Origin of the sequence: Clostridium cellulovorans 743B, from assembly GCF_000145275.1 — a bacterium.
Classification (GTDB): domain Bacteria; phylum Bacillota; class Clostridia; order Clostridiales; family Clostridiaceae; genus Clostridium_K; species Clostridium_K cellulovorans.
On record NC_014393.1, the window covers coordinates 2,792,347 to 2,818,153 of the forward strand.

A 25,807-nucleotide genomic window follows, 5' to 3' on the forward strand; every position below is an offset into this window, starting at 1 on the left:
TGGTATTGATGTCCCATGTTGTTCCATCTTTGAATTGAATATTTCTATTTATACAAGTCTGCTGTAAAGTAATTCTGTATTCTCACGCTATCTGTACTATCGTTTACAGCAATAATTAAGTCGTATCCAGTACAATTTAAGGACACTTCACTTGCAGCAATATCTTCAAATTTTAAGGTATCAATAATTGTGTTAGCTTCCCCTGAATAATCAACTATGATATCTTGTCCGTCTCCTTTTCTGAATACGTAAGTATCACTTCCTGCTCCGCCAGTTAGCGTATCAGTTCCTTTTTCACCATCTAAAATATCGTCCCCAATTTCTCCGTTTAGAGTGTCATCCTCACTTCCACCCTTTAAGATGTCTTTTCCAGCACTTCCTCGTAGAGTATCTTTTCCAGCTCCGCCTTCTAAAGTATCGTCTCCATTGTTCCCAACTATTGTATCGTCTCCATTGCCTCCGTATACTTTGTCATTACCAGCTGATCCATTTAAAGTATCATTGCCATCAAATCCATTGATTATTACATTTCCTATAAATTCATTTTCTCCTGAACAATATCCACTTATTTGTTCGTTTGAATTTGTTCCATTTATGTATACGTAACCTTTCATAATTGCATTAATATCTAATACCACACCATCTTGGAATTCTATCTTTTCAACTTTATAATCATTGCTATAAAAATAGCTCAGTATCCTTACGCTATCGCTACTTCCATTTACAGTAATGACTAAGTCATAAGCACTCTTATTCAAAGTTACTTCTGTTGAGTCGATATCTTCGAACCTCAAAGTATCTATAATTGTATTATTTTCCCCTGCAGTATCGTTTATAGTATCTTGTCCATCACCTTTTCTAAATACATAAATGTCTTGTCCGGCTTCGCCATATAGAGTATCATTTCCAAGTCCACCTTCTAAGAGATCATCTCCTACTCTTCCGTATAGAATGTCATTTCCTACTTCTCCGTATAAACTATCATTTCCGGCTCCTGCTATTATTGTGTCTATTCCGGCTCCGCCATATATCTTGTCATTTGCATTTTCTGTCCTTAATGTATCATCTCCACCATAACCATTCATCGTTACTGGTCCTGCTGCATATAAGCTATCTTTTTCTTCAGTTCCATTTGCGTATACTATGCTATTCCTAATGGTATTGATGTCCCATGTTGTTCCATCTTTGAATTGAATATTTTCTATTTTATACAAGTCTGCTGTAAAGTAATTCTGTATTCTCACACTATCTGTAGTACCGTTCACAGCAATGATTAAGTCGTATCCAGTACAATTTAAGGACACTTCACTTGCATCAATATCCTCAAATTTTAAAGTATCAATAATTGTGTTAGCTTCCCCTGAATAATCAACTATGATATCTTGTCCGTCTCCTTTTCTGAATACGTAAGTATCACTTCCTGCTCCGCCAGTTAGCGTATCAGTTCCTTTTTCACCATCTAAAATATCGTCCCCAATTTCTCCGTTTAGAGTGTCATCCTCACTTCCACCCTTTAAGATGTCTTTTCCAGCACTTCCTCGTAGAGTATCTTTTCCAGCTCCGCCTTCTAAAGTATCGTCTCCATTGTTCCCAACTATTGTATCGTCTCCATTGCCTCCGTATACTTTGTCATTACCAGCTGATCCATTTAAAGTATCATTGCCATCAAATCCATTGATTATTACATTTCCTATGAATTCATTTTCTCCTGAACAATATCCACTTATTTGTTCGTTTGAATTTGTTCCATTTATGTATACGTAACCTTTCATAATTGCATTAATATCTAATACCACACCATCTTGGAATTCTATCTTTTCAACTTTATAATCATTGCTATAAAAATAGCTCAGTATCCTTACGCTATCGCTACTTCCATTTACAGTAATGACTAAGTCATAAGCACTCTTATTCAAAGTTACTTCTGTTGAGTCGATATCTTCGAACCTCAACGTATCTATAATTGTATTATTTTCCCCTGCAGTATCGTTTATAGTATCTTGTCCATCACCTTTTCTAAATACATAAATGTCTTGTCCGGCTTCGCCATATAGAGTATCATTTCCAAGTCCACCTTCTAAGAGATCATCTCCTTGTCCTCCGTGTAAAATGTCGTTTCCTTCGCCTCCATATAATAAATCGTCTCCGCCATATCCATAAACTGTATCATCAGAAGCTAGAGCAAATATAGTCTCGTTTTTACTTGAAACTGTTATTATATCTTTGTCAGGAGTACCATATACTAACAAAGTATTTATCGCTTTTCTATCAAAAATAATCCCATCAGCTAAAATAAACTTTTCTATTTGATAATTTGTGCTTTTGTAAAAATTATTTATTACTAATTTATCCTCAGTACCTTTAATCGTAATCTCTAGGTTATCAACACTCCTGATAAAACCAATACTATTTATATCTATTCCTTCTCCAAACTTTATTGTATCAATAACACCTGTGGCTTCATCATAATCCTCAATTACCATGGTTCCATAGCCAAGGTTAAATATATATGTATCATTTCCAACTCCACCATTTATATAATCACTTCCGCCTTTTCCATCTATAAAATCTGCTCCAGATAAGCCACTTATTTGATCTGTATTCACACTACCAATTATATTATTCTTTCCTATAGTTCCTTCTATAGTTCCGTTCCCCGTAACATATGTATAATATGAAGCAATAAACTGACTATTCCAAACGCTTTCGTCATAAAAATCAATTTCCTGTATTTTATAATGTTCAAGTGAATAATAATTTTTTACTATTATCTTATCACTTATACCTAATATTCCTATCTCTAAATCATTACCTGTCTTTGTAAAAGCTATATTCTTAGGTAATATTCCTTGTCCAAATCTAATGGTATCTATAATTTCTGAAGCTTTCTCATCATCCTCAATAATAATTACACCAAAACCGATATTATAGATAATAGGTTCCTTTTTAATTCCACTTAATTTTTCTATAGTGCTTTTATCCCATATAGTTCCATCATAAAATTGAATTTTTTCTATTCTATATTTTTCATCATAGTAGTAATTTGAAATAGTAATGTAATCATCTGTTCCGATAATTGATATTCTTAAATTGTCTCCAACTCTTTTAAACTGTAAGTCACTATTAGTAATATCTTCCCCAAAGATTATTGTATCAATTATACCAACAGTGCTATCAGAATCCATTATTAAATCATGACCATACCCACGTTTAAATATGTATGTGTCATTTCCCTTTCCTCCTAGTAAAAGGTCATTTCCTAATCCTCCATCTAAAAGATCATTTCCTATGTTGCCGGTTAGTTGGTCATTATTTTCTGTTCCTATTAATTGATAATCTTTCATAATTTCTCCCCTTTCCTACAATTTATATCATTTTATTGATATACTTGTATTTTAACATCATATATATACTAATACAATTTATTGATATTTAATTATAATTTGTAATAAACTCATTAGTATACGGTGAGTTTATATATTTAAACTTGAGTTCCATCGAAAAGCTTTTGGATATAAAAGTTACTACCAATTTAATAAATGCATCATAACAAAAGCTCTGAAATATAAAATTTCAGAGCTTCTGGAGTAAAAGAGTAAATACTAAGTATTATTCTAACTATTCATATTTAATAATATATCTGTCATTATATCTGAGGAAGTTGACGTGCCAGTAATATTAAAAATGCTTGGGTTCGAAGCTTCGCTCAGTATTTCAATGGCTTTATCTAAACTAATGTTATACTGTGGTATTGTATGAGAAACATACTTTCCTAATATTACATTGTTCACATCTTCTGGCGTTAAAGTTTCGCCATTCATAAATTCTATTTCTTCCAAAGAGTATTTTCCATAGTTAAAATATCCTAAAATAGTTACTGAGTCAGTAGTCTCATTTAGTTTTATGATTAAATCAGTATTGGATTTTATGAAAGCAGTTTCAGACAAATTAACGTCATTCAATGATAGTTTATCATTATCAGTATCTAGGCTACTTGAGTTGTATATTATATCTTGTCCATCACCTTTACTAAATATGTAAGTATCATTTCCGGCACCACCCTCTAAATAACCACCTCCGTTTTTACCATCTAAAAGGTCATTGCCATTTTCTCCATACAGGTAATCTTTTCCTTCTCCTCCGTCTAAGATATCATCACCATTTCCACCATATAGTTTGTCGTCACCGTCCTCTCCATATAAAAGGTCATTTCCTCCATTTCCATAGACCTGATCATTTCCAGTGCCTCCATAAATTTTATCATTACCTGCTCCGGATCTTAGTGTATCATCACCTTCATATCCATTCATGATCACCTCACCTTCTGCATTTAGACTATCAATACCGACTGTTCCATTTGAATATACTAAACTGCTCTTAATTGTATTGATATCCCATACTGTTCCATCTGCAAATTGGATTTTTTCTATCTTATGCAAATCTGAAGAGAAATAGCCTTGTATTGTTATGCTATCCTTACTCTCATTTAACTTCATTATTAAATCATATCTATTGCAATTTAAGCTTATTTCATTTGGATTTATATCCTCAAGTTTTAATGTATCAATAATTGTATTAGCTTCCCCTGAATACTCGTATATGTTTACTTGTCCATAACCTTTTCTAAATATATAAGTATCAACTCCAGCTCCACCCTCTAAATAACCACCTCCGTTTTTACCATCTAAAAGGTCATTGCCATTTTCTCCGTACAGGTAATCTTTTCCTTCGCCTCCATCTAAGATATCATCACCATTTCCACCATATAGTTTGTCATCACCGCCTTGTCCATATAAAAAGTCATTTCCTCCATTTCCATAAACTGCATCATTTGAACCTAAAGCAATTATTGTTTCATTTTTATCTGAAGCCCTTATTGTGTCAGCATTCGGTGTTCCATACATAATTAGACTATCAAAAACATTTTTATAAAATGTACTTCCATCATTAAAGATAAAATTTTCAATCTGATATCTTTTATCTTTGTAAAAATTACGAACTATTAATTTATCATTTGTACCTTTAATGCTTATTTCTAAATTATCAATAATCCTTAAGAAAGTAATATTTTCAATATTTATTCCTACTCCAAATTTTATTGTATCTATAGCTCCTATCGCTTCATCATAATCCTCTATTGTTATAACTCCATAGCCACGATTAAATATATATGTATCGTTCCCCCTTCCTCCTATTAAAAGATCATTTCCTAATCCTCCATCTAAAATATCATTTCCTGTATTGCCAGTTAGTTGATCGTTGTTTTCTGTTCCTATTAATTGATAACCTTTCATAATTTATCCTCTTTTTTCCTATAATTTATATCATTTTATTGATATACTTGTATTTTATCATCATATATACTCCAATACAATTTATTGATATTTGGTTATTAATTTGAAATAATGTAATTAATACTAAGAATCTCAATATATTTTAATGAAGAAATATCCTTATAACTTATATGTTATTGACTTACAATAAACCCAATCTTATAATTAAACTATATCGAACTTGTGTTCTGATATTTATTATCTTAAATTTTTCAATATATACTAGTTTTAAAAGAAAGGATTATTAAAAATGAAAACCGTAGCAATATATAGTAGAAAGTCAAAATTCACAGGCAAAGGAGAATCTATAGAAAACCAAATTCAAATGTGCAAAGACTATATTACACAAAAATATGGAAATAGCCTTACTTTTCTTGTTTATGAGGATGAGGGCTTTAGCGGTGGATCACTGGAGAGACCCAAATTTAAAAAACTTATGAAGGATATAGCTACTAAGAAAATAGATGCATTAGTATGCTATAGATTAGATAGAATCTCTAGAAATGTATCAGATTTTTCTTCGACACTTTCTCGTCTTCAGGATTATAATTGTGCTTTTATAAGTATTCGTGAAGAATTTGACACTTCTTCTCCAATGGGCCGTGCTATGATTTATATAGCTTCAGTATTTGCACAACTTGAACGTGAAACTATAGCAGAAAGAGTTAAAGACAATATGCTGGAATTAGCTAAGGCAGGTAGGTGGACAGGTGGAAAAGTACCTCTTGGTTTTGTATCTGAGCGCATTAAGAATATTGATGAAAATGGAATGCAACGTGAGTATACTCTACTAAAGATAAATAAAGAAGAAATGAACTTTGTCGAGTTTTTGTATAAAAAATATCTAGAATTAGGAAGCTTACATAAGTTAGAAGGTTATATAACCGAAAATGAATTAAAGTCTAGAAATGGTATTATGTTTGAAAAATCTACTTTAAAGATCATATTACAAAATCCTATATACGTAAAAGCAAACAATGAAGTAGTAGAGTATTTAAATAGTAATGATTGGACTGTATATGGAGAAGCTGATAATATCCATGCTTTTTTGAGTTATAATAAAACAGAACAAACATTTAGAAACGGAAAATATACAAAAAGGCTCAAGGATAAAGAAGAAAGATTTGTTGCATTAAGCTCTATTGAAGGATACATTGAACCTGCCCTATGGTTAGATGTACAAAGACAATTTGATAGAAATAAAGATAAGTTTCCTCGACTTGGGAAAACTCACAATGCTTTATTAGTTGGTAAATTACTTTGTGGTGAGTGTAACGAATATATGCTTGTTCAACATGGTAAACTTTCACCAGTGACTGGGAAAAAGAATTTTTACTATAATTGTTCATTAAAAAGAAAATCCCATAAAAAATTATGTTCTAATAAAAATGCGAAAGCTGATTATATAGAAAAACTAGTACTCAATAGTTTAAAGCTTATTGGGAAATCAAAAAAGGTCTTCTTAGAAAAGTTAAAAATAGAATATAAAGCTAGACTAAAGGATATAGATTCTACAACTGAAATCATTTCATTATCAAAATCTCTTGAAGAAAAGAAAAAACAAATTGATAACTTAGTAACTAAGCTTTCCTTTGCTAGCGATATAGAAGATATCCTTCTTGATAAGATAAAGTTATTAAAGAGTGAATGCACCGATATTGAAACAAAAATTAGAAAGATTGAAGACAAAAATAAGAAAACTAAGATAGATGACCTAAATGCAGATATTATACTTTCACTTTTAAGTGAATGTGAGAGAATTGATACGCTTTCAAGGGATGAGCAAAGAAAACTTATATGTATGCTTATTGATAAGGTATATTGGTATGGATCGGATAATGAAAGTGGCAATGGAAAAGTTAAAATTAAATTCTTAGTTGGCAATGATGATAATTCTATAGAGTTTGATATACCTGAAGGAAATCTAGGTGAAAAAAAGTTGCAGTTTTGTTCACCTAGCATTTCCAGTATCAAGTAAAATTAAGTTTTCAGCAAACTCCTTAAGTGCATATTGTTGGCATACCTTACTCTTTAACTTATCCATGTTTACATCTTCCTCTGGCACCTTTAAAATAACCAAACCTTTTTCATCAAGTTCTTTTACTATTTCTTCAGATAAAGTTTCCTTCATCAATTTACATGATCCACTCATTGCACCAAAAATATCATCAGCTCTCATGCCTTGTAAGTCTGGTATACCAGCTCTAGCACTTAAACTTACTCTCGGTCCAAAGCATGGACACCTTAAGATACACATAACACAACCATTTCCATACTTTAAGCAGTTTCCCATTGGGCCTGTAGAACCCGTAGCTTCTATAAATACATCAGCATTTATACTAGTTCCATCACTTAACACGACAGATTCAATTTTTCCTTCACTGCACTTTACGTCAATTGCTCTTGTTCTGAGAAATATATTAATTCCTTCATCTTCTAATTTCTTTTTTACTAAAGGCTCTATTTTGTTAACGTCGTATAATGAGGCATGGTCATTTCCAGGAAAATATACATTTGTATGTCTAGAGGTACTATCACAAATTTCTACCAAATCACCAGCCCCGAGGGCTATAAGTTCTTCTGCTGCTGTATACCTCCCATTATTTCTTATAATTCCACCTACATTTCCAAGTCCAAGAAGCATATCTGTCTTTTCATATAGTTCCACTTCAGCGCCTATCTTCTTAGCTACCAAAGCTGCAGAACATCCGCCCCAACCGCCTCCTATAACTACAACCTTCATAATAGCCATCTCCCCTCAAAGATATATTTTGGGTCAACTTGTACTTTACATAACTTCTTAATGATTCGCCCATCATATCTAGCAGTACAAGAACCACAAACTCCTTCACCACAACACATTTTTGCATTGTTAGAGCATCCGTACTTAACTACATCTCCAAATTTATTTATAATATTACTAATAAGAATATCAGGACCAGATATATAAATTAACTTTATGTCATTCTTAATTAGATCTTCTATTTCCTCTACAACTTCCCCTGATAAATCTGCGTCATTCATTGTATTTAAACTCTTTATTTGTACATTAAAATGCTTTAAGTAATCAAGTATTTTTTCTTCCTTTATATCGCTAGGATCAATAATTACTTCTAACTGGTTATTGTTTGCTAACATTCTTTTTATAACTTGGGTTGTGCAAGCAAATCCAATTCCTCTAAATATTATAGCTGCCTTCTCATTTTTAAGATTTTTTATATTTTTTAAGCCTAAAACTCCATTCCAATATGGGCCTCTAACAAATAATTTATCGTTAATTTCTAACTTACCAATTGCTTTTGTTTTTACTCCTCTAATTTCTAGCGCCATGTAAAGAATATCTTCCTCATCGTCTGCTTCAATTATGGATATTGGAGCATCAAAAAAAACACTACTATTTTTAGTTCTCAAAAAAACAAAGCTTCCAGGATCTTTAAGTTTTTCTACAAGGTGATGAGGTACTTTTACCTCTATAGCAATATAATTATCTCCTATAATACTTTTATTAACTATTGTACCTTCATAAGTTGATCTTCTTTTTACCGCTTTATTTCCATTAGTTTTAAGAGTATTGTATACGCAGACTCCCTTCCAGTTCTTGCAATCGCAAAAAGTAGAACCTTGGAGATGACTACAGATTATGCAATCATGGGATTCTGCCAACGGACAGGGACAATATTCAGTACCACTATCAATACAATCCTTTATTTCATAGTCCATTATTTTTCCTCCATACACTTGCACTCAATATTAGTTTATTCATCGAATTAATTATGGTGATTATTGAAATAAGAACAAGTTCTATTGATTTAAATAGACTAAAAACCTCTACTGACTTTTTATGTCCATGTAGAGGTTTTTATAACAATAATATCTCAAATTTCTCTTGTATCCATTTGCTCTTTGACTTTACCAATAAGAATATGTTTTTCATTTATCTCTGGTTCATTAATTACCATATCTAATAACGTATTAAGAATTTCTCCAATGAATTTTCCCGGTTTTACCCCAAGCTTAATTATATCTTCTCCTTTTACCGCTAAATCTTTTATAGTAAAGCATTGGTTACTAGAAATTATTTCATAAAATTCTTCTTTAATTCTTACAATTTCTTTCATACCTTCATTAATATCATTTTCACTTTGTAATTTGATTTTTGCTTCTTTTATCTCAACTAAAGCTTTGAAATTTTCAATTCCTGTTGTATTCAGAATTCTTTTTATAGCTACTTTATCGCTTATTATAACCTCTTGATATTTCGCTAAAACTAAAACTCTCTCTATTGTTTTATTATCATATTTCATTCTTTTTAATATGTTACTTGCACAGTCTTGTGATGTAGTGGAATATTTACACTGATTTGGCTTTACTAAAGTATCTTCTAGATTATATGAAAATTCATTTATGTAATTAATTAATATCGCCCATCTTAAAGAAAGTTCTTTTTCAATTGACTGTAGAAGTTCTATTAAATATACATGTGAATATATACTGATATCTCCTTTTTTCTTAGACCTTTCAAAACAATTAGCTAATTCACCAAAAAAATGTTGCAAAAGTCCATTTTCATATAGTTGAAATAATTGCACTAAATTATTTGACAAAAGAATCTTATTAAATTCTTCTCTAATTCTCTCTATAGATACCTGCCTAATATTGACGCTTAAAGCTTTAATGGCTTCACTAGTTTCTTTTTCTATTTTGAATCCTAATTGAGCTGAAAACCTATGTGCTCTCAACATTCTCAATGCATCTTCTTCAAGTCGTTTTTTAGGTTCCCCTACAGCTCTAATGAGTTTTTTATCTATATCTTCTTGTCCATTAAAGTAATCAACTAACCCAACTTTATCATTATATGCCATAGCGTTAATAGTATAATCTCTTCTTTTTAGATCTTCTTCTAAGGATTTAGTAAATTTAACTTCACTTGGATGTCTAGAATCTTTATATTCACCATCTATTCTATAAGTTGTAATTTCAAAAGGTTCCTTCTCTATAACAACCGTTATCGTCCCATGCTTTATTCCCGTTGGAACAGTAGTACAGCCTTCAGAATTAAATAATTCGATAATTTCTTCTGGTTCTGCACTTGTGGTAATATCCCAATCCTTTGGTTTTATTCCTAAAATGCTATCTCTAACACATCCACCAACTATGAATGCTTCGTGATTAGATCTATATAAAATTCCCACTATCTTTTTCACTTTATCAGGCATTTTAATATTAATATTTCTTGTCATGTATACTCTACCTTTCACAATTGTATAATCATCACACTATATGATTTCCATTATTAAAACTTCCTCAGAGTCCTATAGACATATTGAAAAATCAATATAACCTACGAATCTTTTTTATTAAAACTTATATATATACTACAATAATGTCTCTACATTAAGTACATATAACGTTTATCAAATCAATGTCGATTTTTAATCAGATCATATATAAATAAGTAACTAGCTTCGGCTTAAATAGTACTTATATTATACTTCAATAAAAATAATGAAGTCCAGCTTAAGTAAATTAATTAATCTACTTAAGTCTGGACTTCTTATAATTATTTTTTAGTATAGGAAGTTATAACTTTAATAATATTATCTACACCATTTTTTTGAGCAGATTTCTTCATAGCCTCAATATAGTGTCCTTTACTTATATTAAGTTTATCAACTTTTTCAAGGAGAAGTTGTTTTGTTAAATCTTCTTCTTGTATAACCATGCTATATCCATTCTTTTCAAAGGACTCAGCATTTAATATTTGATCTCCTCTACTAGATGCTTTAGATAAAGGAATCAAAATGTTTGGTTTGCATAAAGCAAGTAGCTCAAAAATTGCATTTGCACCAGCTCTTGATATAACAAGATCAGCTGCAGCCATATAATGCTTTAGTTCCTCTTTCACATATTCAAATTGTTTATAACTACAATTATTTTTAATAGATATATCTATATTTCCCTTACCACAAATATGAACAATGTCATATTTAACTGTAAGCTCATTAAGAGCTTCTCTAATGATATCATTAATAGCTTTTGAACCAAGACTTCCACCAATTACAAGTATAACTGGCTTGCTACCAGTAAATCTTAGAAGCTTCAAGCCTTTAGTCTTGTTTCCTTCCATTATTTCTTCTCTTATTGGTGTTCCAGTAATGACTCCTTTGTCATTTTTTATATGTTTAACAGATTCCGAAAAAGTTACACATACTTTTGTACAATATGGTATCGAGATTCTGTTTGCAAGGCCGGGAGTCATATCAGATTCATGAGCTATCGTTGGAATCTTTAAAAAACCTCCAGCTATTATAACTGGTACTGCAACAAAACCACCTTTTGAGAAAATGATATCTGGCTTTTCTTTTCTAATTATTTTTATGCTATCAAATAGTCCTTTTATTACTTTAAAAGGATCTGTAAAATTTTTAATATCAAAGTATCTTCTTAACTTTCCGCTTGAAATAGGAAAATATTTAATTTCTTCTGCTTCTATAATTTCTTTTTCTATTCCATTCTTTGATCCAATATAAACAACATCATAACCAAGATCCTTTAGCTTTGGAATTAATGCTAAATTAGGGGTTACATGCCCTGCTGATCCGCCTCCGGTCATGATTATTTTATACTTACTCATGGTATCAACTCCTTAGTATTACTGCTTACTATTATATAAGGGTTGTAACCTTGTTACAAATATATTTTTAAATTTTATAGTTTATTATAAATATATGTAGTAATTTTTTATTTTATCACATCAGAAAATTCAATTATAGCTTTTTTCCCTAAAGCACTATCTGAAATTTCTTTAAGTTCTTCTTGAACATCGCCTTTACTTATCCTTGGTAATTTTACTGTAAATGTAGTGCCCACACCTTCTTCGCTATCTACAGAAATCTCTCCATCCATAAGGTCTACTAACTTTTGAACTAAAGATAAGCCAAGGCCAGTACCTTCTGCATTTCTAGTAAGTGAATTATCCACTTGATAAAACCTATTAAAAATAGTGCTTATTTTTTCTTTTGGAATTCCAACACCTTGATCTTTAACTGATAAAATAAAATGATTTTCTGTAAAATCCATAGTTACAAAAATCGATTTGTTATCATTTGAAAATTTAATAGCGTTGGATAATAAGTTCAAAACTATTCTCTCATATTTTTCCTTATCGACATGCACATATACTTCTTCTTCATAAGTATCAAAAACTACATTAACATTTTTCATATTTGAATGATAAATTACTGATTCTACAATATCTTCAGTATTGCTAACGATTTCTGTATTAGTAATATTTAAAACCATATATCCTGCTTCTAACTTGGAAATATCCAAAATATTATTAACAAGCTTTAAAAGCCTTCCTGTATTTTTATTGATTCTAGTTAACGTCTTGTCCAAATTTTCAGTTATTTCAGTTTTATATATCTCGTTAGCAAGCTGAATAGATGAATATATTAATGTAAGGGGCGTTCTTAATTCATGCGATATAAGATTAAAAAATTCATTTTTCATAAAATTTACTTTTTCTAGTTCTAAACTATGTTTAATTTCCTTTGTCACGTCTATTCCATATAAGTAAACATATTTTATTTCACCATCACGATTTTCATAAGGTATAAACTTTAACCTATAATATACTGTCTTATTATTTTCATCAACTACAGCAATAGGGTCATAATTCTTAGGACAGCGAGTAGCATCAAGTTCCTTGAAAACCTCCATTAAGGTTTCATGCATGGTTTGATCTTGGACTTTAAAAATATTATTGATATATCCGGAATTTAATCTCATTGCTTTCTTCATTTTTTCATTTATGTACTTCATTTCTCCAGATGGAAATAAGTACACACATAGTGGCAAATCAATATTATTAACGATTTCATCGATGAAAAATTTTTGTTCTTCTGAAATCATCTCATTAATAGTAGCTTCAGTTACATCATTAAGTGTAATAATAGTTTTAGAAGTTTGCAAACTATTATCTTTTTCTTCCACGATTGTAGAAGAAATGCTTATATATTTTACTTTATCTTTAACTTGTATTTTTATTGCCTTCTTTTTCAAGATTTCATGTTTAAGAATGTATTCATCATATATATTTATTATATCTTTTGAGTATTTTTTAATTTCTTCTCTATTTTTATATGTTAAATCCTTTTCAATACTTACGTCATTAAATTGGAATATTTCTTTTGCAGCTTTGTTTAAAAAATTAATTTTAAACTCCTCGTCTAAAAGTATAAAGCCCTCAGATATGCTATTAAGAATAAAGCTTAAATCTAAATAATTCTCTTTATTTTTATTTTTTGCTCTTTTCATAATATCGTAATTGAACTTTAATTGAATAGAATAGTCTATCAGCTCTTCTATCTTTATATCTCGAATTTCGTCATTTTGAGATTTCATTGAAAACCTCCTTAAAAATATAATAAGCTTTGATAGTCTAATTCTACTCTATTTTTATGGAAAATTAAACACTTTTTTTGAAATATTTTGATTATTTTGATATTCTTAACTCATGTACCTTGAGTTGAATTTTCTTATTTCCTTTATATTCGTTAAATTCAGGGGTATATATTATGTCTAATCTTAAATCTTGTGGTATATTTATTAAATATCCAGTACTATATGGTAAAAGTTCTCCATAATTGTCATTTACCCAATTTTCTTCTATTATTTCCATTAATTCTAGATATTTTTTAAAGGCTACTGCATCAATCCTTCTTCCTTGAACATTGAAAACTAGTTTTAAAACTCCGTTATCACTTCCAAAGACCATTGCCTTTTCTAATAAAAGATTCTTATCTCCAAATAAAGGTGTGCTATTGCCTTTGCCAAAAGGAGCAAGTTCACCTATATCATAAATAATGCTATCATCTATCTTATGTGAACTTAGTGGGAAATCAATAACAACCTTTGGTATCATATCTTCATCAGTAAGAATGCACTTGCCGTTTAGTGTCTCTCTTAAAGGCTCAATATTTTCTTCTTTGAGAGACATTCCTGCAGCCATGGGATGTCCTCCAAACTTATCTAAAAGATTTTTACACTTTAATAATTCTTCGTAAATATTATATTCCTCAATGGACCTTGCGGAGCCTTTAACCCCTTCTACAGCTTTTGTCAAAATTATTGTAGGTTTATTATACTTTTCTCTTATCCTACCAGCAATTATTCCAGCAATACTTTCGTGAATTGTCGGTTCGTAAACCACAAGTACTTTATCATTATAATAATCACCTAATTCGATTTCTTTAACAACTTTTTCAACACCTTCAGTGGTCATATCTTGTCTTGTTTTATTTAGATCAACAAGTTCTTTGGCCAAATTCTCGGCTATTTCCAATTCTTTTGTTAATAGTAACTCAACTGCCATTTTAGCATTTTCAAGCCTACCTGTAGCATTTATACAAGGTCCCATAACAAATCCTATGGCATAAACAGAAATTTCTTTATCTAAACTTAACGTAAACTTCCTTAATGAATTAATTCCAATATTTTTACTATTATTTATGGATTTCAATGCATTTTTTAGAATAACCCTATTTTCATCAATTAAATCAACTACATCACACACTGTTGCAATACCTGCAAATTGCAGATATTCATTATAAGCTTCTTTATAGTCAATCTTTCTTTTTATAAATAGAGCAACTGCAAATTTAAATGCTATCGATGCACCACACAAGTATTTAAAAGGATAATTACAATCGCTTCTTTTGGGGTTTATTATAGCATCGGCATTAGGCAATATTTCTTTTCTCTCACCTTTTTCATTTTCTTCAAAAGGCAAGTCATGATGGTCCGTTATGACAACTTGGAATCCAATTTCCTTAGCATATTTTACTTCTTCAACAGCAGCAATTCCATTATCTACTGTTATAATTACTGAATTTCCTTGTTCCCTTAAGACCTCTATAGATTTTTTATTTAATCCATAGCCTTCTTTCTCTCTATCAGGGATGTGATAAGTAACTCTAGCACCAACTCTTTTTAAAGCCTTAAACATTATCACAGTACTAGTAACGCCATCAACATCATAATCACCGTATATTACTATTTTTTTTTCTTCAAAAATAGCTTTTATAATTATTGATGTAGCTAAATCCATATCTTTCATGAGAAATGGATCATACATCTCATCTATACTTCCTTTTAAAAACTTCTCAACTTCATCTTTATCTCTAATTCCCCTGTCCCACAATAACTTTGCTATAATTGGAGAAATAAAAGAATCCGTTGCTAATTTCTGAGCTGCCTTTGTCATGGGCTTAATAGTCCATCTTTTTATCATAGTTCTACACTTCTTTCTCTAGGTGTTTATACATCAGAATTCAACTGTTTTCTTCTAAAACCTTTTGTTTTAGAAATAGCCTTTCCTGCTCTTAAGATTTTTCCAGTTATACATGAAACACAATGTGAAGGTGTATCTCCTATACATATCTTACCAGGGTATAGTGCATAAAGTGCTCTATATTCCCCTTCTGTTATGTTTGGCATAACTACATTTGCACCACTTTTTAAAGCTAAAATTCTACCTTCTTTCTCTAAAGTCTCCATTGCAGTAGTAGCTGGGATATTTATATCTGGCATTAAAAGCCTCATAATTGCCATGATTTTTCTAGCTGTTTTAAAATCTCCGCCCTTTGCATCTTTCAAAGGAGTATCTTCATTTGGTATAAAGGGTCCTATTCCAACCATATCCATGTCTTCTTCTTTAAAGAAAAGAATGTCTTCAGCATAAGATTCTAAAGTTTGTCCAGGCAGCCCTACTAAGATTCCTGAACCAACTTCATATCCTAAAGCTTTTAAATCTCTTAAACACCTTTTTCTTTCATCATGACTCATCCCTGGATCCATATCCTCATAAAGTTTTTTATCTGTAGTTTCTATTCTAATCAAATATCTGTCAGCACCAGCTTCCTTCAAAGCTTTATATTCTTCATAACTTTTTTCGCCTATACTCAAGGTTATTGCTACATCTAATTGCTTTATTTCTTTTATGATTTCACTTAATCTTTCTACTGTAAAATAATCATCTTCTCCGCCTTGGAGTACAATTGTATTGTAGCCATAGCTAACAGCTTTCTTGGAAAAATCTAAAATTTGTTCCTTTGATAATCTATATCTCTCTATATTGTTATTTTCTCTTCTTAAACCACAATATAGACAATTTCTTTTACATACATTAGTAAACTCTAAAAGTCCCCTTAACTCAACTTGATTTCCTAGATATTTTTCTGTGACTCTATTTGCTGCTGAAAAAAGTTCCTCATCATATTGATCATTTTCAAGAATCAAAACTATTTCTGACTTCGATAGACAATGGGTTTCTTCAGCTTTTTTTATTAAATCTAACATCTGATCCTCTCCTAAATTCAGTTTACTTTATCTTAAATGTTGAACTTTTTATCCTCATACAGTTTAATACAGCTAAAAGTGTCACTCCTACATCAGCAAATACAGCTTCCCACATAGCGGCAACACCAAAAGCACCTAGGACTAGAACCACGCTTTTTATACCTAATGCTAAAATAATATTTTCTATGATAATCTTTTTTGTATATTTAGATACTTTTATTGCATAGCTAAAGCTTTCTAAGTTATCCCTTAATAAAACAATATCAGATGCTTCAATTGCCGCATCAGAACCAATATTTCCCATAGATATACCTATATCAGCTCTTGCTAGCACCGGTGCATCATTTATACCATCACCGATAAAAACCACTGTACTATTCTTTTTAGTGATGATTCTCTCCATCATCTCCACCTTATTCTGAGGAAGTAACTCAGCATACATCTTGTTAATGCCCAACGCTTTTCCTACTAACTCTGCACTTTGTTTTTTATCTCCAGTAAGCATAATTATATTATTTATTTTCATTTTTACAAGGTCCTTAATAACCTTTTTTGATTCTTCTCTGATTATATCATCAAAAACAACTTTACCTAAATATTTATTTCCTAAAGCTATATATACAATAGTTCCTTTTATATCATCTATACAAGAAATATTTAACCTTTTCATAAGCTTTATACTTCCTAAAATTAGTGTCTCATCCTTATATCTCACCTTTACACCATAACCAGGTATCTCTACATAATCTTTTAATAAGTTTTTGTCTACTTTCCCTTTATAGTTATTCAACACAGATTTTGCGATTGGATGGTTTGAATAAAATTCGCCATGTGCCAAAATTTCTAGCAACTCTTCTTTTTTAATATTGCCACTCGGAATTATCTTAGAAATATCAAATACTCCTTTTGTTAAAGTACCTGTCTTATCAAAAACAACCGTATCTACTCTAGACAGACCTTCAAGATAATTTGATCCTTTTATAAGAACACCATTTTTAGAAGCAACCCCTATCCCCATGAAATAACATAGTGGTATAGATAAAATCAATGCACATGGACAAGATGCAGCTAAAAAAACCAGTGCTCTATGAAGCCATAATTGAAAACTTCCTATTTGTAAGAGATAAGTAGGAACAATTATCAATAATAAAGCCAGTGCTACAACAATAGGAGAATAAATTTTCGAAAACCTAGTTAAAAACCTTTCTGTTTTGGCTTTATTATCCGTAGAGTTTTCTACTAGTTCCATTATTCTTGAAACTGTAGAATCCTCGTACCTTCTTATAACTCTTAACCGCACAGGAGAAGATATATTTATAAATCCGCTAAGTAAAACTTCCTGGGGTTTAATTTTTTTAGGTAAGCTTTCACCAGTAAGTGAAGAAGTGTCCACAGTAGTATTTCCATCAATGACAATTCCGTCTATAGGTACTCTTTCTCCTGGCTTAATCAAAATAGTATCATTGACCATTAACTTTTCTGGACTTATATTAATTATTTCATCATCAACTATCTTATTAGCACTTTTAACCTTCAAATTTAAAAGTTCTCTTATGGAGGCTCTAGATTTTGTTACTGAAAAGCTTTGAAACAGTTCACCAGCACAGTAAAAAATCATTACAGCTGAAGCTTCTGGAAATTCCCCTAAATATATGGCACCTAAAGATGCTAAGGTCATTAAAGTATTCTCATCAAATATTTCGCCTCTAAAAAGATTTCTTAAAGCTTCTCCTATAACAGGATATCCCGATATTATGTAAGCTCCTAGGTAAAAAATTATCTTTTGTGTATTGCTAAATATACTCATCAACGGCAACATAAACATAGCCGTTGCTACAGCTATCCTTATTATCTCACTAATACTAATTTCTTGTTCACAATGACTACAACCGCAACTACAATGTTCATGGTGATGCTTTTTTACATCACAGGTACAATTACTGTGACTATGCTCATGATCATGACCACAACTGCATTTAGCTTCTTGCCTCTTTTCACTTTTCCCCAATACTCTATCTTCAATTTCATTACTATGATCCATAGAATTTAATTGTTTATATCTATTTTCTTTTATTTCATAGTCTTTATCTCTATTAAAATTCTCTTTTGTATCATGGTAATCTTTTAGAAGTATAATCTTCCCCTTGAATTTATCGGTCATTTTACCTCCCTTATGGGGTATTTGCTAATCATGTCCTCTTAGTATTTCAATAGTAGCATTATTAAACACTTTATTTACAACCTTAATTATATCTTCTCTTGTAATACAATCTAATTCTTGAACTTCTTCATAAAATATTTCACAGTTATCAAACATCGTTTCATAGGTCGATAATTCCTTTGCTAGTTGAATTGACTTTTCTATGAATAGTTCCCTTTTTACCATAAAGGATTTTCTAATATCCTTCAATCTTTCATTATCTATAATTAATTCCTCTTTTGAATTTTTAATCAGTCTATCAATCACTTCCACAACATCATCTATATTCTTAGTAGAGGTTGAAACATATAGATTATATGTTTTTATATCTCTTTCATATCGTATAGCTGATGAAACATCATAAGCAAACCCTTTTAAGGTTCTAATATTATGGTACAGCTTACTACTAGTTCCTTGTGCAAAGTAAGCATCAAACAATCTTAATGCCTTCATTTCTTTTTGATTTAAATGATGGATAGGAAATGAATACTGAATTTTGCTACCACTAAAAACTTTATTATCAATAAATACCCCTGGTTTATTAGTTTCATAATAAGGTTTATGTATAGTGCTTGGTGTTTTATTCCAATTCTCAAGATATTTTCGTGAAATATCCAAAACCTCTTTTTCAGAAAGGGAAGTTACAAAAGCAATTACACAATTAGACGGAACATAGAATTTATTATAAAATTCTTTTATATCTGATAACTTAATACCATTCAATGTTTCTTCATTACCAATTATTAATTCCTTAATTCTTCTTTTACTAAAGGAGTTTTTATAAAGTAAATCCTCACAATGTTGATCATTATCCTCTGACCATTCTTGTAATTCTTCCTTAATAACATTCATTTCTTGCTGAAAACCCTCTTCTTTAAATGATGGATTTACTAATATATCACTATAGACCATAAAGGCATTGTCTAAATCTTCATTTAAGGCAGTGCCATAATATATAACATAAGGATAATTTGTCATTGCATTATTAAATCCAAAATACTTATCGCATAGAGTATTTATTTCTAATTCATTTTTAGTACTTGTTCCCTTAAAAACCATATGTTCTGTAACATGTGCTAGTCCTAGCTTTTCATCTTCTCTCACAGCACCAGCATCTAATGAAATGCAAAATGACGTCAAGTTTGTATTTCTATATTCATAGATAATCTTAATACCATTTTCTAAATAAAACTTTTTCAAAGTTACCTCCTAAAATAAAAGGCTGTCTCTAGATATAAGCTAATAAAACTTACAGAAAGCTTATTAACTTAACTTACAGACAACCTTATATTATATTTTTAAATATTCTTATTGTAGAAATTCACCATCATACCTTCTCTAAGAGCTTCTGATTGATGCTTACCTATTAGTAATTCAATAAGCTTTAACGAAAATTCTATAGCTGTAGCTGGACCTCTACTAGTTATTAAATTTCCATCAACTACAACTATCTCTTCCTTATAGTCAAAAGCATTTTGATTTTCAAGACTTCCTGGATAAGATGTAATTTTCCTTGTTCCCACAACTTCAGCTTTTTCAAGAACTATAGGTGCTGCACATATTGCCCCAATAAACTTATTTTTATTATTAAAATCCTTAACTAAGTTTATAACTCTATCATCTGCTCTAAGATTAGTGGATCCTGGCATTCCACCTGGTAAAACTATTATGTCATAATCTTTAAAGTTAACTAAGTCAAAATCTTTATCTGTTTTTATTTCAATAGCATGGGCGCCGACTACATTTTCACCATATAATGAAACCATATCGCATTGAACCTTACCTCTTCTTAAAACATCAACTACAGTTAATGCTTCTATTTCTTCAAACCCTGTAGCAAATAACACTGCTGCTTTTTTCACATTTATCACCTCTCAAAATTATTTTTGGTTTATCTTAATTATATAATCTTCAAGTCCAGCAATAAATATATTTTTACCTCTTGTAGCACGATTTTGAATCGGTAAATCGCTGAGATTATAATCTTTTTCCTCTTTATTTTTTGTAGTTATCTTAATATAATGATCATTATCACTTATAGTATTTCCATAAATAACAAAATCCTCATCTTTTAAGGATATACCAATAACTCCTGAAGCAATTTTACCCATTTCATTCACATCGTTGCAATTAACTCTTATGGCCATTCCTTTTTGGGTTACCAAAACAAAATTTTCAGCTTCATTTTTTATAAGAGAAGCACCAACTAATTCATCACTATCGTTTTTAAGCTTATAACCTTGAGAGCATAAATATTCTCCCTGATATTCTTTTAAGGATGTCTTTTTTACATAACCTCTCTTAGAAAAGAAAATAATATAGCTGTCCTCTTTAAAGTCACTTACATTGATTATTCCAATAAATTTATTAGATTTATCAATTTCCCCAAAGCTATTTACGATATTAAATGGTTCCGTAACATTTTCTAATACATTTGACGCAATATTAAGTACATTTCCTTCACTAGTTATGATGATTAATCGAGCTTCACTATCAGTATAAACTGCCTTAGAATTTTCTTTACCCTTTGCACCAACTTTAAGTTCACCTTTACTTGTAAGTTCAACTCTAAATCTCTTTATCTCAGGTTTTATTTCTATATACTCAGCTTTTTCTATGGAATCCTTAGCTGGTATAGTAGCTAGCATAGTTCCTTGAATCATTCTGTCACTATCATCAAGCTTTGGTTCATTAACTGTAAAAGTTAGACCTTGGCTTGTTAAGATTTGTACAAATCTTTCTTCTCTTTCACAATCAAAAATCTCTACAGACACAAGCTTTTGGTCTTCCTTCAGTTTAATAGCCATAAGTTTCGTATATGAAGAGGCGAATTTACTCAAAGAAGTTTTCTTTATAATACCTTTATTGGTTATAAACTGAACATTAAATGGTCCGCTAAAATCTTTTATAGATAAAGCAGTTACTATTCGCTCGCTATCAAGATTCATTCCTTTAATAATAGTATCAAGTCTTTCGCCCTTTTCCTTCCACCTAAGTTCTGGAATAGCATTTCCTTTGAATTGATACATATTTCCGTTATCAGTGAATACTAATATGGTTTCAAGAGTATTAGAACTTATAATAAATCTATTGTAATCTCCTTCTCTATACTCTATATCTTGAGGATTAGAATTTGATCTCACATAAGTCTTTTGAGGAACTCTTTTAATATATCCTTCATTAGATAGAGTTATTACAATATCTTCAACTACTATCAATTCGTCCATATCTATTTTAGCTTCATTTTCATCATCTATAATCTGTGTTCTTCTAGCATCTGCATATTTGTCTTTTATTTCTAAAAGTTCCTGCTTTATAACATTTAAAAGTTCTCTTTCACTATCCAAAATATTTTTTAGCTTCCTTATCAATTTACTTAATTCTTTATATTCTTTCTCAAAGGCTGTTATCTCCAAACCTGTAAGCCTATAAAGCATAAGTTCTAATATTGCTGTAGCTTGAAGTTCTGTAAAATCAAATTTTGCTATAAGGTTTTGTGAAGCATCACTTTTAGACTTAGAAGATCTTATAGTTTCGATTATTTGGTCCATAATATTTATAGCTTTTATAAACCCTTCAACAATATGGAATCGTCTTTCAGCAATCTCTAATTCTTTTCTAGTCCTCCTTGTTACAACCTCTTTCTGATGCTCTATATAATGCCATAACATAGTTCTTAATCCCATTGTTTCAGGCTTACCACTAGCAATAGCAACCATATTAAATGGAAGGTTAACTTGTAATTCTGTCTTTTTCAAAAGATATTTTAGTATTTTATCCCCTTGCATTTCATCAACAGATTTTTTAAATTCTATTACAGCTCTAATTCCTGTCCTATCTGATTCATCTCTTATATCTGCTATTCCTTCTAAAGCCTTAGAATGTTTCTTATCAGCAGTCATTTCAGAAATACTCTGTAGTAATCTAGCCTTATTTTTTCTAAATGGGAATTCAGTGATTACAACTCCCAATCTTCCGTTTTCTAATTTTTCTATTTTTGTTTTTGCTCTTAAAGTAACCCTTCCATTACCACTTTCGTAAGCAGATAATATTGAATCCTTACCTATCAAAATTCCACCAGTAGGTAAATCTGGACCTTTAATATGGTTCATTAGTTCCTTTGTAGTAATATCCTTATTATCGATAAAAGCTAAAGTTCCATCAATAACTTCTCCTAAATTATGAGGTGGTATATTTGTAGCTAACCCAACAGCGATACCGAATACTCCATTTACAAGGAGATTAGGATATTTTGCTGGTAAAACTTCTGGCTCCAATTCCGAATCAGAGTAGTTATTAACCATATTAACAACATCTTTATCTATATCCTTTAGCATTTCAAGAGCTAAAGGAGTAAGTCTAGCTTCAGTATAACGCATAGCAGCGGCACTATCTCCATCTATAGAACCCCAGTTACCATGTCCATCGATTAGTGGCTTTCTTGTAGTGAAATCCTGAGCAAGAATTACCATTGCATCATAAACAGAGCTATCTCCATGAGGATGAAATTTTCCCAAAATGTCTCCGACAATTCTTGCAGACTTATAATAAGGTCTATCAGGATAAGCTTTTAGAAGATGTGCTCCATAAAGAATCCTTCTGTGAACAGGTTTTAATCCATCTCTAACATCCGGTAGCGCTCTATCTCTTGCAACCTCAACTGCATAAGGAAGGTAATTTTCAGGCATCGCTTCTTCAAGAGGAACCTGTATGATGTTACTATCAGTAGGTATATCAATCTTTTTAGCCATAGCATTGTTCCTTTCTAAAATTCAGCATATTTATACATATAATTTTTTCTCGGCTCAACAACTTCTCCCATTAGAAGTGATACCATTTTTTCTGCCTTTGCTGCATCTTCTATGGTTATCTGATAAAGGGTTCTAGTTTCTGGATTTAAGGTTGTTTGCCAAAGTTGTTCTGGATTCATCTCCCCAAGTCCTTTATACCTTTGTATTAAAGCACCTTTTCCGATCTCCTTTTTAACACTTTCTAACTCATCATCACTATATGCATATTTATGTATTTCACCTTTTTTACTTTCCTTATAAACCTTATATAACGGTGGTTGCGCCATATATAAATGTCCATTGGCAATAAGAGGCCTCATATATCTATATATATAAGTCATCCAAAGTGTTCTTATATGGTATCCATCTACGTCTGCATCACTCATTATTATTATCTTATCGTACTTCAAATCCTTTTCATCATAAGCATCAAGTATACCTGTTCCTATAGCAGTATTGAATATCTTTAATTCCTCACTACCTAAAACATTCTCAAGCTTTTGCTTTTCCGTATTCATTATTTTACCCTTTGAAGGCATGATTGTCTGGAAACGCCTATCTCTAGCTTGTTTTGCTGAACCACCAGCAGAATCTCCCTCAACAACTATAAACTCACTTATAGCTTTATCTTTTGATGTACAAACTGCGATTTTACCTGCAAGTGGAGCAGCTCCTTTACCAACCTTTTTTCTCTCAAGTTCATTAATCTTTTTTATCTTCTCTTTTCTTGCAGCTGTTGCTAGAGCGTTATTGATAAACATAGAAGCTAACTCTTTATTATCCTCTATCCACTGACAAAGCTTAGTATAAGATAAATCATTCATCATAGTAGTAGCTTCACTATTACCTAACTTTGTTTTCGTCTGGCCTTCAAAGATAGGGTTTGTAAGGTTTATTTTTACTATTGCAGTAAGCCCTTCTCTTAAATCTTCTCCGTCAAAATCTTTATCCTTTATAATACCAAACTTTTTCCCACAATCTTTAAAGGCTCTTGTCATGCCAGTTTTAAAACCTGTCTCATGTGTTCCTGCCTCTGTAGTTGGTATATTATTTACATAGCTCATTATTGTTTCTGTAGTTGAATCTGTAAATTGCATACATACCTCAGCATACATTTTTACATTTCCTATTTCTCTTTCTCCAGAAATCAATATAGGCTCTTTATGAAGGCATGTCTTAGCTTCGTTTAAGTAATCTATAAAATCAAGAAGCCCTCTTTCTGAAAAATACTCTTTTCTTACTTGTTCCTCGCCTCTATCATCTATCAATTCAAGAAAAATACCTTTATTTTGGAAAGATATTTCTTTTAACCTTTCATCTACTGTATCAAACTTAATATCTATAGTAGAAAACACTTCTTTATCAGGTAAAAATGTTACCTTTGTTCCTGTCTCATTTGTTTGACCGATTACCTCAAGGTTGGTAACAGCTGTACCTGGCATAACCTTCTTAAGCTTTTTATCATAAGCATATTCAAATCTTTGCTTAAATATTTTTCCATCCTGACATACTTCTACTTCTAACCACTTTGATAAAGCATTAACTACAGCTGCACCAACACCATGAAGTCCGCCAGAAGTTTTATAGTTACTAGAATTGAACTTTCCACCAGTATGAAGTTCTGTATAAACCATTTCAACTCCAGTTTTTTTCTTTATTGGATGAATACCTGTAGGAACTCCCCTACCATTATCCATTATAGTAATACTCTTATCTTTATTTAATATTATCGTAACCTTATTACCATACCCATTAGTAATCTCATCTATAGAGTTATCCAGAATCTCCCAAAGGCAATGATGAAGCCCTTTAGATCCTGTTGAACCAATATACATACCTGGTCTTACTCTTACTGGTTCTAATTTCTCAAGAGAGGTTAAGGATGTAACGTCATAACTATTTCCCATCTCCTTAGGTCTCCTCCTATTATTTAATCACAATAGATATTTTAATGTATTGTTAAGCTATAGTAAAGAGATTTTCAATAATTACAAGAACAAAAGTTCGTTACTTTATAAAATATCACTATCTACTACAAAAATTTCTGACAAGACCTCAAAATACTTTAAGTAAAAAATAAAGCCATTATAGATGATCTTCAATCTATAATGACTAACTTATTT

At 30.9% G+C, this 25,807-nt stretch carries 14 protein-coding genes and 1 pseudogene; 1 reads left to right on the forward strand and 14 read right to left on the reverse strand.

The annotated features are described in order from the left end of the window. Positions 1–44 precede the first annotated feature (44 nt). Positions 45–3,344 carry a calcium-binding protein gene (locus CLOCEL_RS23130; RefSeq protein ID WP_013291741.1) on the reverse strand — a complete coding sequence of 1,100 codons (3,300 nt, stop codon included), beginning with the start codon at positions 3,342–3,344 and terminating at the stop codon, positions 45–47. Between the two features lie 270 nt (positions 3,345–3,614). Next, positions 3,615–5,294 (reverse strand): calcium-binding protein, encoded by a 1,680-nt coding sequence (locus tag CLOCEL_RS11825; protein WP_013291742.1) that lies wholly within the window; start codon positions 5,292–5,294, stop codon positions 3,615–3,617. 289 nt (positions 5,295–5,583) lie between these two features. On the opposite strand from CLOCEL_RS11825, the gene CLOCEL_RS11830 reads away from it, so the two are divergent. Further along, the gene (locus CLOCEL_RS11830) at positions 5,584–7,311 is read left to right on the forward strand and encodes a recombinase family protein (protein ID WP_010075424.1); all 1,728 of its coding nucleotides are present in this window, start codon (positions 5,584–5,586) and stop codon (positions 7,309–7,311) included. On the opposite strand, the pseudogene CLOCEL_RS11835 reads toward CLOCEL_RS11830, so the two are convergent. From CLOCEL_RS11835 to CLOCEL_RS11890, 12 genes and pseudogenes are all read right to left on the reverse strand, one after another. Next, a pseudogene (locus CLOCEL_RS11835) lies at positions 7,288–8,076 on the reverse strand (FAD-dependent oxidoreductase); the annotation flags it as partial. The gene CLOCEL_RS11830 and the pseudogene CLOCEL_RS11835 overlap by 24 nt on opposite strands. Then, complete coding sequence (locus CLOCEL_RS11840; RefSeq protein ID WP_010075426.1) at positions 8,073–9,053, reverse strand: sulfide/dihydroorotate dehydrogenase-like FAD/NAD-binding protein; 981 nt, start codon at positions 9,051–9,053, stop codon at positions 8,073–8,075. The gene CLOCEL_RS11840 and the pseudogene CLOCEL_RS11835, both read right to left, overlap by 4 nt. Before the next feature lie 155 nt (positions 9,054–9,208). Next, positions 9,209–10,573, reverse strand: a complete 1,365-nt coding sequence (locus tag CLOCEL_RS11845) for a CCA tRNA nucleotidyltransferase (protein WP_010075427.1) — start codon at positions 10,571–10,573, stop codon at positions 9,209–9,211. A 320-nt stretch (positions 10,574–10,893) separates the two neighbouring features. Further along, entirely contained in the window at positions 10,894–11,967 is a 1,074-nt protein-coding gene (locus CLOCEL_RS11850) for an undecaprenyldiphospho-muramoylpentapeptide beta-N-acetylglucosaminyltransferase (protein ID WP_010075428.1), read from the reverse strand. Positions 11,968–12,074: 107 nt separating this feature from the next. Then, complete coding sequence (locus tag CLOCEL_RS11855) at positions 12,075–13,739, reverse strand: sensor histidine kinase (RefSeq protein ID WP_010075429.1); 1,665 nt, start codon at positions 13,737–13,739, stop codon at positions 12,075–12,077. Between the two features lie 91 nt (positions 13,740–13,830). After that, the gene (recJ, locus tag CLOCEL_RS11860) at positions 13,831–15,627 is read right to left on the reverse strand and encodes a single-stranded-DNA-specific exonuclease RecJ (protein ID WP_010075430.1); all 1,797 of its coding nucleotides are present in this window, start codon (positions 15,625–15,627) and stop codon (positions 13,831–13,833) included. Positions 15,628–15,653: 26 nt separating this feature from the next. After that, a complete protein-coding gene (hydE, locus tag CLOCEL_RS11865; RefSeq protein ID WP_010075431.1) occupies positions 15,654–16,694 on the reverse strand; it encodes a [FeFe] hydrogenase H-cluster radical SAM maturase HydE in 1,041 nt (346 codons plus the stop codon). 22 nt (positions 16,695–16,716) lie between these two features. Beyond that, entirely contained in the window at positions 16,717–18,855 is a 2,139-nt protein-coding gene (locus CLOCEL_RS11870; protein WP_010075432.1) for a heavy metal translocating P-type ATPase, read from the reverse strand. Between the two features lie 24 nt (positions 18,856–18,879). After that, positions 18,880–20,094, reverse strand: coding sequence for a M16 family metallopeptidase (locus CLOCEL_RS11875; RefSeq protein WP_010075433.1), 1,215 nt, complete (start codon positions 20,092–20,094; stop codon positions 18,880–18,882). A gap of 98 nt (positions 20,095–20,192) precedes the next feature. Further along, complete coding sequence (locus tag CLOCEL_RS11880) at positions 20,193–20,756, reverse strand: DJ-1 family glyoxalase III (protein WP_010075434.1); 564 nt, start codon at positions 20,754–20,756, stop codon at positions 20,193–20,195. A gap of 18 nt (positions 20,757–20,774) precedes the next feature. Then, a complete protein-coding gene (locus CLOCEL_RS11885) occupies positions 20,775–23,645 on the reverse strand; it encodes a DNA topoisomerase IV subunit A (RefSeq protein ID WP_010075435.1) in 2,871 nt (956 codons plus the stop codon). Between the two features lie 14 nt (positions 23,646–23,659). Continuing rightward, on the reverse strand, positions 23,660–25,591 hold the full coding sequence (locus tag CLOCEL_RS11890) for a DNA gyrase/topoisomerase IV subunit B (protein ID WP_010075436.1): 1,932 nt from the start codon (positions 25,589–25,591) through the stop codon (positions 23,660–23,662). Between the last annotated feature and the right edge of the window lie 216 nt (positions 25,592–25,807).

Bases quoted from the DNA above. Each gene is read 5' to 3' on its own strand.
- CLOCEL_RS23130 (WP_013291741.1), bottom strand. From the start codon at position 3,344: ATGAAAGATTATCAATTAATAGGAACAGAAAATAATGACCAACTAACC.
- CLOCEL_RS11870 (WP_010075432.1), bottom strand. From the start codon at position 18,855: ATGACCGATAAATTCAAGGGGAAGATTATACTTCTAAAAGATTACCAT.
- recJ (WP_010075430.1), bottom strand. From the start codon at position 15,627: ATGATAAAAAGATGGACTATTAAGCCCATGACAAAGGCAGCTCAGAAA.
- CLOCEL_RS11885 (WP_010075435.1), bottom strand. From the start codon at position 23,645: ATGGCTAAAAAGATTGATATACCTACTGATAGTAACATCATACAGGTT.
- CLOCEL_RS11830 (WP_010075424.1), top strand. From the start codon at position 5,584: ATGAAAACCGTAGCAATATATAGTAGAAAGTCAAAATTCACAGGCAAA.
- CLOCEL_RS11825 (WP_013291742.1), bottom strand. From the start codon at position 5,294: ATGAAAGGTTATCAATTAATAGGAACAGAAAACAACGATCAACTAACT.
- hydE (WP_010075431.1), bottom strand. From the start codon at position 16,694: ATGTTAGATTTAATAAAAAAAGCTGAAGAAACCCATTGTCTATCGAAG.
- CLOCEL_RS11890 (WP_010075436.1), bottom strand. From the start codon at position 25,591: ATGGGAAATAGTTATGACGTTACATCCTTAACCTCTCTTGAGAAATTA.
- CLOCEL_RS11840 (WP_010075426.1), bottom strand. From the start codon at position 9,053: ATGGACTATGAAATAAAGGATTGTATTGATAGTGGTACTGAATATTGT.
- CLOCEL_RS11845 (WP_010075427.1), bottom strand. From the start codon at position 10,573: ATGACAAGAAATATTAATATTAAAATGCCTGATAAAGTGAAAAAGATA.
- CLOCEL_RS11850 (WP_010075428.1), bottom strand. From the start codon at position 11,967: ATGAGTAAGTATAAAATAATCATGACCGGAGGCGGATCAGCAGGGCAT.
- CLOCEL_RS11855 (WP_010075429.1), bottom strand. From the start codon at position 13,739: ATGAAATCTCAAAATGACGAAATTCGAGATATAAAGATAGAAGAGCTG.